Genomic DNA, 15683 nt, shown 5'->3' with positions numbered 1-15683 from the left:
TTCAGCGACGCCGCCTGATCGATGTACGGCGTGCGGTCGGCGGCGAGTTCGAGCAGCCAGCGCTGGTCGATCTCGAAGCTGGTCTTGTAGCAGTCCTTCTCGTCCTGCGTCAGGAAGTCGAGGTGCTGGACGCTGCCGCCCTTTTCGAGGATCGAATTCCACACCGCGTCGCTGTTCTTCGCCTTGTCGACGAGGAGCGCTTCGAGGTGCGGGTTGCGGATCGAGAAGCTGCCCGACAGCGTCTTGTGCGTGTAGATGTTCGCCGGGATCGGCTCGATGCACGCGCTGGTGCCGCCGCAGATGATGCTGATCGACGCGGTCGGCGCGATCGCCATCTTGCAGCTGAAGCGCTCCATCACGCCCTGATCGGCGGCGTCGGGGCAGGGGCCGCGTTCCTTGGCGAGCAGCATCGACGCCTGATCGACCTGCGCGCGGATATGCTTGAAGATGCGGAGGTTCGACGATTTCGCCATCGCGCCCTCGAACGGCAGGCCGCGCGCCTGGAGGAAGCTGTGGAAGCCCATGACGCCGAGACCGACCGAGCGTTCGCGGCTGGCGCTATATTTGGCGCGCGCCATTTCGGGCGGGGCGCGGTCGATATAGTCCTGGAGGACATTGTCGAGCATGCGCATGACATCCTCGATGAACTGCTTGTCGCCGTTCCACTCGTCCCAGGTTTCGAGGTTGAGCGACGAGAGGCAGCAGACCGCGGTGCGATCGTTGCCGAGATGGTCGCGGCCGGTGGGCAGCGTGATTTCGCTGCAGAGGTTCGAGGTCGATACCTTGAGGCCGAGGTCGCGATGATGCTTCGGCATCATGCGGTTCACCTGGTCGATGAAGATGATGTAGGGTTCGCCGGTCGCGAGGCGCGTTTCGACGAGCTTCTGGAACAGGCCGCGCGCGTCGACGGTGCCGCGGACGCTCTGGTCCTTCGGGCTGCGGAGGTTGAATTCGGCGCCGTCGCGGACGGCCTCCATGAACTCGTCGGTGATGAGGACGCCGTGGTGGAGGTTCAGCGCCTTGCGGTTGAAGTCGCCCGACGGCTTGCGGACCTCGAGAAACTCCTCGATCTCGGGGTGCGAGATGTCGAGATAGCAGGCGGCCGAGCCGCGGCGGAGGCTGCCCTGCGAGATGGCGAGGGTGAGCGAGTCCATCACTCGGACGAAGGGGATGATGCCGCTGGTCTTGCCGTTGAGGCCGACGGGTTCGCCGATGCCGCGCACCGCGCCCCAATAGGTGCCGATGCCGCCGCCGCGGCTGGCGAGCCAGACATTCTCGTTCCAGGTGCCGACGATGCCCTCGAGGCTGTCGTCGACCGAGTTCAGATAGCAGCTGATCGGCAGACCGCGGCCGGTGCCGCCGTTCGAGAGAACGGGGGTCGCGGGCATGAACCACAGGCGCGAGATATAGTCGTAGAGGCGCTGCGCGTGGTCGGCATCGTCGGCATAGGCCGCGGCGACGCGCGCGAAGAGGTCCTGATAGGATTCGCCGGGGAGGAGATAGCGGTCCTCGAGCGTTTCCTTGCCGAAGTCGGTCAGGAGCGAATCGCGGCTGCGATCGACCACGATGTCGAATCGGCGCGCGTGGACCGCCGGCTCGCCGGCGTCATTGAGCTTCGCGGCCGGCGAATCACTCTTCGATTCGCTTGCTGCCGGAGCATCATTCTTAGCCAGTTCCATCGTCGCCACGTCGTTCGTCTCCACCCGCTCGGTCTCGCGAAAATCCATCTCAAACGCCCCCGTTTCCTGACGCGCCAGCGGCGCGTTTGTTCCTGTCCTGTTCGACTCGGGGCGAAGCCCCGGTCTTAGCATCTAAACCGTCCGCCGGGGCACTTATTTTCGGGCGCAAAAGGGGTTTTTCCGCGCCCATATGCGATGGGCGACGGAAATCCGCCACTTTCGGCCCGATACTATTTATTGGGGTGCCCCCGTGGTTGACCCACCATCCATAGTGCCACGTCGGCGCGGCGATGCAAGACGGTAAATGACAGATTGAGGACTCGACTCGTCGATATTTTGATTCGGCTCGTCGCTCCGAAAAGGCGTTTCACGGCATCGCGCCGCGCTTTTCCCGGGGGTTGGGGCGAGCCAGCCGGCGCGTGAAAAAAATGCTGCTTGCGAAGCCGGCAAGGCGGGTGCGTCGAGGGCAAAGAAAAAGGGCCCCGGAAATGTCCGGAGCCCTTTTTTGATTTATTTCCAGGTTAGGCCGAACCGCCACCGCTGCCGGTGCCGCCGCCACCCATGAATCTCCAAAACCAACCCATTTCAGATACTCCTGTTGGCACTGCCCCACGAAGAACAGTTAACGGAGCATATACCTTAATGAGTAAGGTAAATCGAGTCTTAACTATAATTACCGATGGGCGATTGCTGCCAATCTGGCAGCTATGCGGTCCGGCTGTGGGGGAGGGTCGAGAGGCTGTTCACCAGCTCGGAGAATAGCTGCGGCTTTCCAAGCAGATACCCCTGGCCGACGTCGCAGCCCAGTTGGTCGAGCAGCGCGAGCGTCGGGGCGTCCTCGATGCCCTCGGCGACCGCGACGGCGCCGAGGCGGTGCGCCAGATCGATCGTCGATTTGACGACTTCGAGATTTCGTTGCGAATCGCGCATCGTCATCACGAATCGCTTGTCGATCTTGATCTCGTCGGCCTCGATCTCGGTCAGATATTCGAGGTTCGACTGGCCGGTGCCATAATCGTCGATCGACAGGCGGATGCCCGCGCGGCGCAGCTGCGCGAGCGTCTGCTTCGCCTGGCGGCTGTTCTCGATCTGCGCGGTTTCGGTAATCTCGATCGTCAGTTTCTCGGCCGGCAGACGATGCGCGGTCAGCATGACGCGGATCGTGCCGACGAGGTCGCTGTGGTCGAGCAGGGTCGCCGAGAGGTTGACCGACATATGGATGTCGAGCCCGCGCTGCTGGAGGTCGGCGGCCGAACGGATCGCCTGGTCCATGACGAACAGGGTGAGCCGATAGATGTCCTGGCTCTTTTCGGCCTGGACGATGAATTCGTCGGGGGGAATCGGGCCGCGCGTCGGGTGGGTCCAGCGCGCGAGCGCCTCGACCCCGACGAGCTGTTTCGTCGCGATTCCATATTGCGGCTGGAAAGCGACCCAGATGTCGCCGCCGGTCAGCGCATCCTCAAGCTGCGAGTGGAAGGAGAGCTGCCAGCCGGCATCCTCTTTCTCGCGCGGGGTATATTTGGTCCACAGCGAGCGGGTGCGGATCGACCGTTCGGCGGCGACGAGCGCGGCGGCGAGGCGCTGTGCGTTCGAGCCTTCGAACTCGTCGTTGACGCCGAAGGCGATTGCGACGTCGATGCGGAGCTCGCCGATCGTCAGCGGCGCATTGAACAGCGCGGCGAGCCCGGCAAGCTGCCCCTCGATCTGGCTGTGCTGATAATAGGGCACGAGCCAGGCGAAGGTGCCGTCGAGATCATGGTGCAATACGGTGCCTTGCGAGGCGAGCTGGAGGCGGCGCGTGACCTGTTCGACGAGCTGGCCGATGCCGTCGCCGGGAATGAAAGCCGCGAGATCCTCGAAATTGACGACCTTCGCGGCGATGACGGTCGAACTTCCGAAAGCCGCCTGCGAGCGCAGCGCTTCGAAATTGGGAAGGCCCGAGACGGGGTTTTCGCGCTGCGCCGAGTCGCGGCGGCGGCTGCGCGACACGTTGGCGCCGATGGCGATCACGAAGAACAGGCCGGCCCCGATGGACAGCGTGACGAGCTGCGTCGCGAGCAGAAGCTGGGTGGCGATGAGGCCCGTGGCAACGGCAAATCCGAAACCGTTGAACCATCGGCCGCTGCCGCTGCCCCGCAGCAGCATGGGGAGCGTCGCAAGGGCAGCCAAAGCGAGCAAGGGAAACCAGCCCAGATTGACGGGGTTGCCCCGCCGCAGCGTTTCGGCGGCGATCAGATGAATGTAGGCGCCCGGTACGAGATCGTGCCCCGGCAGATAATGCCGATCTTCGAGGCGCGATGCTGTCGGGGCGAAGATGATGTCCTTGCCCGCCAGTTCCCTGGGGCCCACGGTTCCATCGATCACGTCGATCGCGCTATACTGACGGATACTGGTCGTGCGGTAGGAAAAGTCGATGCGGAACTCGGAGGGCTCCGGCGCCGTCTTGTTCGCCATGATCGCCGAGAAGCTGGGCAGCAGACGCCCCTCTGTCAGGTACATCAGCGGCACGTCCCAAACCTGCCAGAACTGATATTCCCATGCGATGCTCGCTCGCTGAGCCCGGGTGCCGAAGGACGGATCTGGAAAGATGGTGACGAGTTGATCGGTCCCGGGCACCGACCGTGTCGGCACGGCCAATACGACGCGATCCCCCATGGCGCGCACTGCGGCGCTGATGCTTTGCAGTCCGCCATTATTGTCGGGGCGTTGATAATCGAAATCAATGAACAGCCGCTTGGGCCGGGCGCGATCGATGGCGCGGATCAGCCGCGCATGATCTTGCCGGGTGAATTCACCGCCCCGCGATTTTGCGAGCGTGCGGTCGTCAACCCCGACAACGACGATGCTGCCGGAGACGTCGCGATAAGCGACGCGGCTGGTCAGCATCGCCATGATGCGATCGGGCAATTCGCCCGCGCCGCTGATGCCCACGACGACGCTGAGCAGAAGCGACAGCGCGAGCGTGCGCCAGCTGACGATCATCTTCTGTCCGAGCTTGGGCACGCGCTTCTCCGGCAATTGCCGGATGCATTTATTCCGACTTGGTTATCATCGCGTTAATCATGGAGGCGATCCGGCCCCCTCGCAACGGGCGAGGAGGCGAGGATTTCCGCCAATCTCAGCCGATCGCGGGGAGCGGCGCGAGCGCCGCGTCGCCAGCAAGGGCCGACGCCGCGAGGCCGGTCGCTGCGGGGACGATCTGCTCGATATAGAAGCGCGTCGAGGCGATCTTCGCGTCGAGGAAGGCGGCGTCGCCCCCGCCCGCATCGAGCGCCGCCTTTGCCGCGCGATGCTCGATTGCCATCAGCCAGCCGCAGGTCGCGGTCGCGAGCATGGTGAGATAGGGGTAGCTGCCCGCGAGCCGGTCGGGCGTGTTCGCCTGTTCGAGCCAGTCGGTGACGTGGCGGCAGCTTTCGGCGAGCTCGGCAAGCTGCAGGAAATCGGCGGCGCCGCGCGCGATGTCGTCGATCAGCGAGCGCACCCCGTCGCCGCCCGCGAGGCCGAGCTTGCGTCCGACGAGGTCGGCGGCCTGGATGCCGTTGGTGCCCTCATAGATCGGCGCGATGCGCGCGTCGCGATAATGCTGCGCAGCGCCGGTTTCCTCGATGAAGCCCATGCCGCCGTGGACCTGCACGCCGAGGCTCGCGACCTCGCAGCCGATGTCGGTCGCATGCGCCTTGGCGAGCGGGATGAGGACATCGGCGCGGAGCGCGGCGGTCTGGTCGCCCAATTTGCCGAAGTCGGTCTGCGCCGAGGCGTAATAGATGAGCGCGCGCGCGGCCTCGGTCTGCGCGCGCATCCGCCAGAGCATGCGCTTGACGTCGGGGTGGTGCTCGATCGTCACGGGGGTGCGGTCCGCCGAGCCCGCGAGCGACGACTGGACGCGCTCGGCGGCATAGCGCTGCGCTTGCTGCAGCGCGCGCTCGGCGATCTGGACGCCCTGACAGCCGACCATCAGGCGGGCGTTGTTCATCATCACGAACATCGCCTTCATGCCGCCCATCTCGCCGCCGACGATCTCGCCGAGGCAATCCTCGCCCTCGCCATAGACCATCACCGCGGTCGGCGAGCCGTGGATGCCGAGCTTGTGCTCGATCGAGGCGCAATGGACGCCGTTCGGGATCGTCGGCTTTCCGGTGTCGTCGAGGCGGTATTTGGGGACGAGGAAGAGCGAGATGCCGCGGGTTCCCTCGGGCGCGCCGGGGGTGCGGGCGAGGACGAGGTGGACGATATTGTCGGTGAGGTCATGCTCGCCGAAGGTGATGAAGATCTTTTGCCCCTTGATCCTGTAAAGGCCCGCGTTCGGGCCTTCGGTGACCTTTTCGGCGGTCGAGCGGAGCGCGCCGACGTCGCTGCCGGCGGCGGGCTCGGTCAGATTCATCGTGCCGTTCCATTCGCCGGTGACCAGCTTGGGGAGCCAGGTCCGGCGCTGCTCCTCGGTGCCATAGGCCATCAGCGCGTGGATCGCGCCGGGGGTCAGGATGCTGCAGAGGGTGAAGCCCATGTCGGCGGTGCCGAGCGCCTCGATCACCACGGTCGCGAGGGTGAAGGGCAGGTCCTGTCCGCCATATTCGCCGGGGCCGTCGAGGCTGCCCCAGCCCGCCTCGACGAACTGCCTGTAGGCGTCCTTGAAGCCCGGGGGCATGGTGACCTTGCCGTTGTCCCACCTGGGGTTCTGGACGTCGCCGACGCGATTGAGCGGCGCATAGACCTCGGCGGCGAAGTCGCCGACGCCGGTGACGATCGCCTCGACCATGTCGGGGGTCGCGGCGGCATATTTGTCGTGGGCGGCCATCGCGTCGATGCGCGCGATGTGGTTCAGGACGAAAAGCTGTTCGGTGACGGGCGGCGTATAGGTCATGGCGGCGGCACTTTGCTGGTGAATATCGTTGCGCGGGCGCTATAGCGCGGCATGGCCGACGATCAAACGCCGATGACGACCCTGATCCTCCCTTTCGGCGCGGAGGCCATCGCGCGCGCCGGGGGGCTGGTCGGCGAAGGGCTGCCGGTCGCGGTGCCGACCGAGACGGTGTACGGTCTTGCCGCCGATGCGCGCGATTCGGCGGCGGTGGCGCGCATCTATGCCGCGAAGGGGCGGCCCGGCTTCAATCCGCTGATCGTGCATGTGCCGTCGCTGGCGGTGGCGGAGAAGCTGGGGGTGTTCGGCGAGGCCGAGCGCGCGCTGGCCGAAGCCTTCTGGCCGGGGCCGCTGACGCTGGTGGTGCCGCGCACCCACGACTGCCCGGTCGCGAGCATCGCGACCGCGGGGCTGGGCACGATCGCGATCCGCGTGCCCGCGCACCGCGCGATGCGCGCTTTGCTCGAGACGACCGGCGCGCCGCTCGCGGCGCCGAGCGCCAATGCGAGCGGGCGGGTAAGCCCGACGAAAGCCGACCATGTGCTCGCGAGCCTCGACGGGCGGATCGCGCTGGTGATCGACGACGGACCGACGCGTGCGGGGGTGGAATCGACGATCGCGCGGGTGAAGGACGGCGCGGTCGAGGTGCTGCGGCCGGGGCCGGTGACGGCCGAAATGTTGGAGGAAGCCAGCGGCTTGCCGGTCGGAGGAATCAAGGGATCGGAGGTCGTCGCGCCGGGGATGCTGGCGAGCCATTATGCGCCGGGCAAGCCGGTGCGGTTGAACGCCGCTGCGTTCGAGCCCGACGAGTTCGGGATCGGGTTCGGGGGGCTGGCGGGGGACTATCCGCTCAGCGCGGACGGTGACGCGGTGGAGGCGGCGGCGCGGCTGTTCGATGCACTGCACGCAGGGGCGGCGAGCGCGAAGCCGAAGATCGCGGTCGCGGCGATCCCCGATGAAGGGCTGGGCGCGGCGATCAACGACCGGCTGGCGCGGGCGGCGGTGTGATTTTCTGTTCACGCGGAGACGCGGAGACGCGGAGAATGGCCATGGGCCAATAGGCTCAGCCCTATTTCGATGGCGCAGATTATGCGCGGTCAAAGGAGAAAGCCGCTTCGCGGCAAGCGCGACCTCTCCGCGCCTCCGCGGCTCCGCGTGAACCTGTTTCAGGCCGCCGCCGGGTCCACCGGATCGCCGTGCGGGGCCTTGCGCGCGACGATCAGGCAGGCGGCGACGATCAGCACCGCGCCCGCGATCGTCGGCAGGGTGACGGGCTCGCTGTAGAAAATCCAGCCGAAGAGCATCGCCCAGAGGAAGCCGGTATATTCGGTCGTCGCGAGGATCTGCGTCTCGGCGCGGGCATAGGCCCAGCTCAGGAGCAGCAGCGAGATGGTAGCGAGCGTCGCGGCGCCGAAGATCGCCGGGGCGTGCGCCGCGCCGGGCTGGACGAGGAACCAGGGCGCGCCGAGCGCGAGGAAGAGGGTGACGAACAGGTTCTGGAAGAAGGCGATCTCCATCGGTCCCGCCATCTTCGCCTGCCGCCGCGCGAGGATGAGGTTGTAGGCATAGCAGACTGCCGACAGGAAGACCGCGCCGATCGCCCACAAGGCTTCGCGGTCGTAGGCGCCGCCGAGCTTGCCCGCGACGATCACCAGCACCCCGGCGAGGCCGAGCGCCGACGCCGCGATCGAGCGGCCGCCGATCTTTTCGCCAAGGAAGATCGCCGCCATGTAGAGCGCGAGCAGCGGCGCGACGAAGGCGAGCGCGATCGCCTCCGCCATCGGCAGCCGCGCGAGCGCCCAGAAGAAGCCGAGCGCCATCATCGCGACGAACAGCGAGCGCACCGCATGGATGCGCATCGCCGCGCGCCCCGGCATCGCCGGCCGCATCGCAAGATAAAGGACGCCGCTGAGCAGCGTCCCCGCGCCGGTGCGCCAGAGTACGGCGTTGTACGCGCCGATGCCGATCGACAGCCCCTTCATCAGCACATCCATCGCCGAATAGGTCGCGATCCCCGCGCAGGCGACGAGGAAGGGGACGACGGGCGAAGGCGAATCGGGGCGCATGGGTGGGCTGTAGAGCCGGATGACATGGGTTGGAATCGTCATTGCGAGCGGAGCGAAGCAATCTCCAGCTATCGGCCTTGCGCAAGGCCGATAGCTGGAGATTGCCGCGTCGCCTTCGGCTCCTCGCAATGACGACCTGAATAAGTCGAGGAGCCCTTTCTACTCGATTCCGTCGGTTCGCCGGATGAAGTCGGCGACGTCGCTGTGCATTTCGCCGAGCAGCGCGGGGTTTACGTAGACCATGTGGCCCGAGGCGTAATATTTGTATGCGATGTTCGCCTGCAGTTCCTTCGGGACGGGCAGGTGGCGCAGTTCGTATTTCCCCGCGAAATAGGGGGTCGAGACGTCGAACCAGCCGCCGGTGACGAGCAATTTCATCTTCGGGTTCTGCTTCATCGCGACCGCGAGGTCGGGGAGGACGTTGGGGAGCGCGATCAGCGCGCGGTCGGCGCCGGGCGGGCGGTGCTTGTAATCCCAACTTCCATAGACATCGAGCCCGCCCTCATAATGCGTCGCCGCACCATAGCCGAGCGTGCCGCGGACATAATCGTTGAAGGCGGCGGTATAAGCGGCGCCGATCGCGCTGCCCTGCGGGTCGTTCGAGGCGACCTTGCTCAAGGGGTCGAGCGTCGCGCCGGTGAAGCGCGTGTCGAGCGTGCCCGTCGTCAGCCCCTTGTCGGCGAGCAGTTCCTTTTGCAGCGCGCCATATTCGATGCGGAGGTTGGTCCTGAGAAGATAATCGACGGGGAGGCCGGTGTAGGCGTGGAGCTTCGCCGCGACCGCCTGCCGCTCGGCGTCGGTGAGGTCGTTGCCCTTCATCAGCGCGAGCGTGTAGTCGGTCGTCGCGAAGGCCTCGGCCTCGGCGAGCCACGCGGCGAGGTCGCGGCCCGCGCCGGCGCGCTTGTGATACCAGGCGGTCGCGGCATAGGTCGGGAGCGAAACCACATAAGGGAGATCGACCCCCGGATTGACCTGCGGATCGTCGGGGATCAGGTCCCAGTTGAGGATGTCGGAGAGCAGGATCACGCCATTGAGGTCGATGTCCTGTTTCTGCAGCGCGAGCGTCATCCCCGCGGCGCGCATCGTCCCATAGCTTTCGCCATAGAGATATTTGGGCGATTTCCAGCGGCCGTATTTCGACAGGAAATCACGCACGAAAACGGTGAAGGCGTGGATGTCCTGGTCGACGCCGAACCACGCCTTGTCCTTGCCCTTCCCCGCGACGCGGCTGAAGCCGGTGCCGGGGGCATCGACGAAGACGAGGTCGGAGACGTCGAGCAGGCTCCGGTCGTTGGCGACGGTGCGATAGGGCGCGCTGCCGTGGGCGAGGTCGGGGGTTTCGACGCGCACCGGGCCATAGGCGCCCATGTGGAGCCACAGCGTCGGCGAGCCGGGGCCGCCGTTGAACAGGAAGGTGACGGGGCGGCTGTCGGCGGGCGCGCCTTCCTTGAAATAGGCGGTGTAGAACATCGAGGCTTCGGAGTTGGGGACGTTCTCGGCGGCGTCCTTATCGCGCTGGCGCTCGATGGGAACGGTATCGTCCCAGCCCTTCGGGTGGATGACGAGCGTCCCCGCGACGGCGCGATAGGGGATGGCGACGCCGCCGACCGTGACCGAGCCGCGGCTTTCGACTTCGGTCGGGGCGAACATCGGTTCGTCGGGGGCGGGCTTTTCGGTCGCGGGGCGCGCTTCCTTCGACTGCGCGGTGGCGCAGCCGGCAAGGGCGAAGGCGAGCGTGGCGGTGGTGATGAATTTCATGCTGTATCCTTGGCTACCCGTCATGCAAATTTCACCGTCATTGCGACCCCGGCGAAAGCCGGGGGGAAGCAATCCCCAGCCATCGGCCTGGCGTAAGGCTGATGGCTGGAGATTGCCGCGTCGCCTGCGGCTCCTCGCAATGACGGTGAAGCGCAATGACGGGGACTTGTCAAAAGCGCGCCTGTCCGGCGCCGTCGATGTTGAGTTTCTGCCCCGAGCAATAGGGGTTGGCGTCGCTGACGAACCAGAGCACCGCCGCGGCGACGTCATCGGGCGTCGGGACGCGGCCGAAGGGGAATTTGGCGTCGAGGTGGTGGATGTCCTCATTGCCGGTGATCGCGCGGGCGAGGCGTTCGCCCATGTCGCTGACGGTCAGCGAGGGGGCGACGATGTTGACGCGGACGCCGTTCCGGACCTCTTCCTTGGCGAGGGTGAGCGCGAGGGCTTCGCCCGCCGCTTTCGCCATATTATAGGGCGCGCCGTTCGCGGCGTAGCCGAGCGTCGCGACGCTCGAGATGACGACGATGTCGCTGCGCGGGTGCTGGCGAAGCTGCGGCAGGCAGAGGCGCGAGATGCGATGCGCGCCGACCGCGTGAATGGCGAGCAGTTTCTCGACCTCGGCGGCGTCGGTGTCGGCGACCGTGCGGCCGCGGCTCGCAATGCCGGCATTGTTGATCAGGATCGAGAGCGGGCCGAAGTCGGCCGCGATCGCGGCGACCATCGCGGCGGAGGCCTCCTCGTCGGCGACCGAGGCCTGCCAGGCCTTCGCCTTGCGGCCGAGCGCCTGGATTGCCGCGACGGTTTCGGCGGCGGCTTCGCCGTCGCGCGTGTAGTTGACCGCGATGTCGGCGCCCGCCTTCGCCAGCGCGAGCGCGATGCCGCGCCCGATGCCGCGCGACGCGCCGGTGACGAGCGCGGTGCGGCCCGCGAGATTCAAATCGGTCATTGCTCTCCCTCTTCCATCAGTTCGGCATAGATTTTGTCGTCGCTGCGGCTCGCGGCGTTGCGCCATTTGGGCGCCGCCTTGCGGTTCAGCACATGGCCCTTGGCGTCGAGGATCGCGACCGTCGGGGTGCCCTTGATGCGGAAGCCGAAGCGCTTCGGAACCTCGGGGTGCCGGACGAGGCCAGCATGCGGCATGCCGATGTCGGCGAAGACGATCTGGTAGCGGGCGCGCACCGGCGCGAAGCGGTCGGTCGCGATCAGGTTGGCGAGCCAGGCACTGTCGTGACAGCCGTTGGTGCCCATGACGAGCAGGACGCGCTTGCCCGAGGTTTCGGCTGCGGCGAGCGCGGCATCGATCGCCTGCATGGGGTCGGCGCCGGGATCGAAGGCGTCGGTCTTGTAGGGTTCCGCGACGCCGGCCATCGGACGGGCTTCGCCCGCCAGAGTGGAGGCCGGGAGGAGCAGAAAGGCAGCGAGCGGGAGGGCGATGGCACGGGTCATGGTGCGACGATAGCAGGGCGGATATGAGTGTGAACCCCTCTCCCCTTGCGGGAGAGGGATGCGCAGACTTGCCAGCTTGCTGGCTAGTCGAAGCTGGGTGAGGGGGATGCGCTCGCATCGCGAGCGCGCGAGCCGTAGGCTCGCAACCCCTCATCCAACTGCGCCTAACGCCTTCGGCGCAAGGCTTCGTATCCTTCTCCCGGAAGGGGAGAAGGGAGGTTCAATCACATAGTACATGACGTTTCCGTCAACGTCAGTTAGCTTCGGCACCATGAGCTGGAAAAAAGAAGTCGACGAACTCGCCGCGCGGCGGGCGATGGCCGAGAAGATGGGCGGCGCGGAGAAGGTCGCGCGGCAGCATGGGCGCGGCAAGATGGACGCGCGGGCGCGGCTCGCGGCGATCGTCGATCCGGGGAGCTTTCGCGAGATCGGCAAGATCGCGGGGCGCGGCTCCTATGGCGCCGACGGCGCGCTCGAAGATCTCGCAGCGTCGAATTTCATCTTCGGGCGTGCGAATGTGGACGGGCGGCCGGTCGTGGCCTCGGCCGACGATTTCACCGTGCGCGGCGGCGCGGCCGATGCGGCGCTGCACCGGAAATTCATCCAGTGCGAGGCGATGGCGCACGAATATCGCCTGCCGCTGATCCGCATGATCGACGGCACCGGCGGCGGCGGCTCGGTCAAGACGCTCGAGGATATGGGCTATACCTATATTCCGCATGTGCCGGGGTGGCACGAGATCATCGCCAACCTCGACACGGTTCCGGTCGTCGCGCTCGCGCTCGGGCCGACCGCGGGGCTGGGCGCGGCGCGCGTCGTCGCGAGCCACTACAGCGTGATGGTGCGCGGGCTGTCGCAGCTTTTCGCGGCGGGGCCGGCGGTTGCGGCGGCGATCGGCGATACGCTGGACCGCGAGGAATTGGGAGGCACCGACGTCCATACGCGCAACGGCGTCGTCGATGACGAGGTCGCGAGCGAGGCCGAGGCGTTCGCAGCGGCGCGGCGGTTTCTGTCCTATCTGCCGTCGTCGATCCACGACCGCGCGCAGCGGACGGCGTGCAGCGATCCGGTCGATCGGCGCGAGGAGGCGCTGCTGTCGATCGTGCCGCGTGAGGCGAAGATGGTCTATTCGATGCGGCGGATTGCGAATGCCGTGTTCGATGCGGGCAGTTTCTTCGAGATGGGGTCGCGCTGGGGGCGCGCGGCGATCACCGCCTTTGCGCGGCTCGATGGGTATCCGGTCGCGGTGCTCGCGAGCGATCCCTCTTATCTCGGCGGGTCGTGGGACGCGAAGACGAGCGAGAAGGCCGAGCGCTTCGTCAAACTGGCCGACCAGTTCCGGCTGCCGATCGTCCATCTCGTCGACAATCCGGGTTTCATGATCGGCGGCGAGGCCGAGCGGACGGGGACGATCCGCTATGGCGTGCAGGCGATGAACGCCATCTATCGCGCGACGGTGCCGCTGGCATCGGTCGTGGTGCGCCGCGCCTATGGCATTGCGGGGAGCGCGATGTCGAACGCCGAGCGCTTCCAGTACCGCTTTGCCTGGCCGTCGGGCGACTGGGGCAGCCTGCCGATCGAGGGCGGGGTCGAGGTCGCGTACAAGAGCGAGCTCGAGGCGGCGGAAGACCCGATCGCGCATCTGGAGGCGATCCGCGAGCGGCTCAATCGCGTGCGCTCGCCGTTCCGGACAGCGGAGAAATTCGGGGTCGAGGATATCATCGACCCGCGCGATACGCGGCCCTTGCTGTGCGAGTTTGCCGAGTTGGCGTGGCGGGTGGTGGGGTAGCGGGTGCCGAACAGCCGTTCGTAGAAAAAGGCTCGTCATTGCGAGCGAAGCGACGCAATCCGGAGCGGTTGACGCGACTCTGGATTGCCGCGGGCCTTCGGTCCTCGCAATGACGAGGTTGGGGGAGGGCCTATGACCACGGCGCGCCATTATGGCATGGACTGGCTACGGATCGGCGCCTTCGCGCTGCTGATCCTCTATCATATCGGCATGTATTTCGTGCCGTGGCACTGGCATGTGAAGATCGACCCGACGATCGACTGGGTCGCGATCCCGATGCTGGCGACGAACGGCTGGCGGCTGCCTTTGCTGTTCCTCGTGTCGGGCTATGCGAGTGCGGCGCTGTTCGGAAAACTTGGCGGGGCGGGAGCGTTCGTGCGGTCGCGGAGCGCGCGGCTGCTGATCCCGCTCGCCTTCGGCATCGTCGTCGTCATCCCGCCGCAGCCGTGGATCGAACTGATGGGGCAGCATGGCTATGCGCAGGGGCTGCTGCACTTCTGGACGGCGGATTATTTCCGCTTCGGGGCGCTCGACGGGATCATCCTGCCGACGTGGCAGCATCTGTGGTTCGTCGTCTATCTGTGGGTCTATACGATGCTGGCGGCGCTGCTGCTGGCGGTGGTGCCGGTCGAGACGCGCGCGAAGATCGCCGACCGCGCGGCGCGTTGGCTGGGAGGGTGGGGGCTGCTGATCGTCCCGATGCTGTGGTGGATCGCGGTCTATGCGGTTTTTCCCGATCATGACGAGACGCATGCGCTGTTCGACGACGGGCCATCGCACCTCCATTATCTGATGGCATTCGGGATCGGCTGGTTGCTGCGCGTGCGTCCGCTGCTGTTCGGGGCGGTCGCGCGCTGGTGGAAGGCCGCGGCGGTGCTGGCGGTGCTCGCCTTCCTGCCGGTCGCGTGGGTCGAGTGGAACTGGCCCGGCGATACGGTCGCGCCCGGCTGGGTTTTCCCGCCCTATCATGTCGCGCGGCTGGTGCAGGGCTGGGCGGCGATCATCGCTTTCGCCGGGATCGCCGACCGCTGGTGGAACCGCGACCATCCGTGGCGCGCGACGCTCGCCGAGGCGGTGTTTCCCTTTTACATCATTCACCAGACGATCATCGTCGTGACCGGCTGGTATCTGAAGCAGGCGGGGGCCGCGGCGCTGCCAAGCTTTGTGGTGCTGCTGGCGGCGACGGTCGGCGGGTGCTGGCTTTTCTATGCGATCGGGCGCAGCATCGGCTGGCTGCGGCCGCTGATCGGACTGCAGCGGAGATAGGAGAGGGGCATGGGTGCGCTCAAGGGGGTGATGGCGGTCGTCGGCGTCGCGGCGATCCTGATGGGCGGGTTGTGGATGCTGCAAGGGCTCGACATCGTGCGCTGGCCGGAGAGCAGCTTCATGCTCGGCGACCGGGTGTGGACGCGCAATGGCGCGGTTCTGGCGGTCGTGGGCGGATTGCTCGTCTGGTTCGCGCGCAAGCGCCGGGATTAGGTCACGGCCAGCTTCGCCAGCGCTTCGCCATCGACGCGCATCACGGTCCATTCGTCCATCATCCGCGCGCCGAGACTCTTGTAGAAGCCGATCGACGGGGCGTTCCAGTCGAGCACCGACCATTCGAGGCGCGCGCAGTCGCGCTCCGTGCAGAGCTTCGCGAGATGCGCGAGCAGCGCCTTGCCGAGGCCCGAGCCGCGCGCTTCGGGGCGGACGAACAGATCCTCGAGATAGAGGCCGGGGCGTCCCTCGAAGGTCGAGAAATTGTGGAAGAAGAGCGCGAAACCCTGCGGCACCCCGTCGATCTCGCCGATCACCACCTCGGCATAGGGGCGCTGGCCGAAGAGTTTCTCGCCGAGCTTCGCCTCGTCGAAGCGGACTTCGTGGGCGAGCTTTTCATAATCGGCAAGGTCGCGGATGAACTGCGCGATCAGCGGCAGATCGGCGGGCGTGGCGGGGCGGATGGAAAGGGTCATGCCCCGGTGCTCTGTGTGGTCAGCGGCAGGCTGTCAACTTTCGGCCGGAAGGGAAGTCAAACCTAATACTCCCGTTCGTGTCGAGCGAAGTCGAGACACGCGAAGGCTGGCGCTTCCCAAGCGTGTCTCGAC

The 15683-nt window shown here is 66.5% G+C and carries 12 protein-coding genes; 4 read left to right on the top strand and 8 right to left on the bottom strand.

Features of this window, described 5'->3' with window-relative positions:
• The 3 genes from ACE3SL_RS00140 to ACE3SL_RS00130 all read right to left on the bottom strand — a co-directional run.
• The coding region (locus ACE3SL_RS00140) for a ribonucleoside-diphosphate reductase subunit alpha (protein ID WP_374523734.1) at positions 1 to 1727 on the bottom strand (1727 nt) is incomplete at its 3' end.
• A 657-nt stretch (positions 1728 to 2384) separates the two neighbouring features.
• Positions 2385 to 4682, bottom strand: a complete 2298-nt coding sequence (locus ACE3SL_RS00135) for an EAL domain-containing protein (RefSeq protein WP_374523733.1) — start codon at positions 4680 to 4682, stop codon at positions 2385 to 2387.
• A 115-nt stretch (positions 4683 to 4797) separates the two neighbouring features.
• Complete coding sequence (locus ACE3SL_RS00130) at positions 4798 to 6540, bottom strand: acyl-CoA dehydrogenase (RefSeq protein WP_374523732.1); 1743 nt, start codon at positions 6538 to 6540, stop codon at positions 4798 to 4800.
• A 51-nt stretch (positions 6541 to 6591) separates the two neighbouring features.
• Here ACE3SL_RS00130 and ACE3SL_RS00125 point away from each other — a divergent pair, with 51 nt between their 5' ends.
• Entirely contained in the window at positions 6592 to 7545 is a 954-nt protein-coding gene (locus tag ACE3SL_RS00125; RefSeq protein WP_374523731.1) for an L-threonylcarbamoyladenylate synthase, read from the top strand.
• Between the two features lie 158 nt (positions 7546 to 7703).
• Here the strand turns inward: ACE3SL_RS00125 and ACE3SL_RS00120 are convergent, their stop codons facing one another.
• From ACE3SL_RS00120 to ACE3SL_RS00105, 4 genes are all read right to left on the bottom strand, one after another.
• Positions 7704 to 8645, bottom strand: a complete 942-nt coding sequence (locus tag ACE3SL_RS00120) for a DMT family transporter (protein ID WP_374523730.1) — start codon at positions 8643 to 8645, stop codon at positions 7704 to 7706.
• A 117-nt stretch (positions 8646 to 8762) separates the two neighbouring features.
• A complete protein-coding gene (locus tag ACE3SL_RS00115; protein WP_374523729.1) occupies positions 8763 to 10361 on the bottom strand; it encodes a S10 family peptidase in 1599 nt (532 codons plus the stop codon).
• Positions 10362 to 10530: 169 nt separating this feature from the next.
• Positions 10531 to 11307, bottom strand: a complete 777-nt coding sequence (locus tag ACE3SL_RS00110; protein WP_374523728.1) for an SDR family NAD(P)-dependent oxidoreductase — start codon at positions 11305 to 11307, stop codon at positions 10531 to 10533.
• On the bottom strand, positions 11304 to 11807 hold the full coding sequence (locus ACE3SL_RS00105) for a thioredoxin family protein (protein WP_374523727.1): 504 nt from the start codon (positions 11805 to 11807) through the stop codon (positions 11304 to 11306). The genes ACE3SL_RS00110 and ACE3SL_RS00105 overlap by 4 nt, the downstream gene beginning before the upstream one ends.
• A 271-nt stretch (positions 11808 to 12078) precedes the next feature.
• Between ACE3SL_RS00105 and ACE3SL_RS00100 the strand changes: the two genes are divergently transcribed.
• From ACE3SL_RS00100 to ACE3SL_RS00090, 3 genes are all read left to right on the top strand, one after another.
• The gene (locus tag ACE3SL_RS00100) at positions 12079 to 13596 is read left to right on the top strand and encodes an acyl-CoA carboxylase subunit beta (protein ID WP_374523726.1); all 1518 of its coding nucleotides are present in this window, start codon (positions 12079 to 12081) and stop codon (positions 13594 to 13596) included.
• 132 nt (positions 13597 to 13728) lie between these two features.
• Positions 13729 to 14862, top strand: a complete 1134-nt coding sequence (locus ACE3SL_RS00095) for an acyltransferase family protein (protein ID WP_374523725.1) — start codon at positions 13729 to 13731, stop codon at positions 14860 to 14862.
• A gap of 9 nt (positions 14863 to 14871) precedes the next feature.
• The gene (locus ACE3SL_RS00090) at positions 14872 to 15075 is read left to right on the top strand and encodes a hypothetical protein (RefSeq protein ID WP_374523724.1); all 204 of its coding nucleotides are present in this window, start codon (positions 14872 to 14874) and stop codon (positions 15073 to 15075) included.
• Here ACE3SL_RS00090 and ACE3SL_RS00085 read toward each other — a convergent pair.
• A complete protein-coding gene (locus ACE3SL_RS00085) occupies positions 15072 to 15551 on the bottom strand; it encodes an N-acetyltransferase family protein (RefSeq protein WP_374523723.1) in 480 nt (159 codons plus the stop codon). The genes ACE3SL_RS00090 and ACE3SL_RS00085 overlap by 4 nt on opposite strands.
• Positions 15552 to 15683: the final 132 nt, after the last annotated feature.

Source organism: Sphingopyxis sp. (assembly GCF_041916015.1).
GTDB lineage: Bacteria > Pseudomonadota > Alphaproteobacteria > Sphingomonadales > Sphingomonadaceae > Sphingopyxis.
The sequence above is the reverse complement of the archived record's forward strand: the minus strand, read 5'-3'. Positions and strand labels throughout refer to the sequence as shown.

Bases quoted from the DNA above. Each gene is read 5' to 3' on its own strand.
- ACE3SL_RS00130 (WP_374523732.1), bottom strand. From the start codon at position 6,540: ATGACCTATACGCCGCCCGTCACCGAACAGCTTTTCGTCCTGAACCAC.
- ACE3SL_RS00125 (WP_374523731.1), top strand. From the start codon at position 6,592: ATGGCCGACGATCAAACGCCGATGACGACCCTGATCCTCCCTTTCGGC.
- ACE3SL_RS00120 (WP_374523730.1), bottom strand. From the start codon at position 8,645: ATGACGATTCCAACCCATGTCATCCGGCTCTACAGCCCACCCATGCGC.
- ACE3SL_RS00115 (WP_374523729.1), bottom strand. From the start codon at position 10,361: ATGAAATTCATCACCACCGCCACGCTCGCCTTCGCCCTTGCCGGCTGC.
- ACE3SL_RS00110 (WP_374523728.1), bottom strand. From the start codon at position 11,307: ATGACCGATTTGAATCTCGCGGGCCGCACCGCGCTCGTCACCGGCGCG.
- ACE3SL_RS00105 (WP_374523727.1), bottom strand. From the start codon at position 11,807: ATGACCCGTGCCATCGCCCTCCCGCTCGCTGCCTTTCTGCTCCTCCCG.
- ACE3SL_RS00100 (WP_374523726.1), top strand. From the start codon at position 12,079: ATGAGCTGGAAAAAAGAAGTCGACGAACTCGCCGCGCGGCGGGCGATG.
- ACE3SL_RS00095 (WP_374523725.1), top strand. From the start codon at position 13,729: ATGACCACGGCGCGCCATTATGGCATGGACTGGCTACGGATCGGCGCC.
- ACE3SL_RS00090 (WP_374523724.1), top strand. From the start codon at position 14,872: ATGGGTGCGCTCAAGGGGGTGATGGCGGTCGTCGGCGTCGCGGCGATC.
- ACE3SL_RS00085 (WP_374523723.1), bottom strand. From the start codon at position 15,551: ATGACCCTTTCCATCCGCCCCGCCACGCCCGCCGATCTGCCGCTGATC.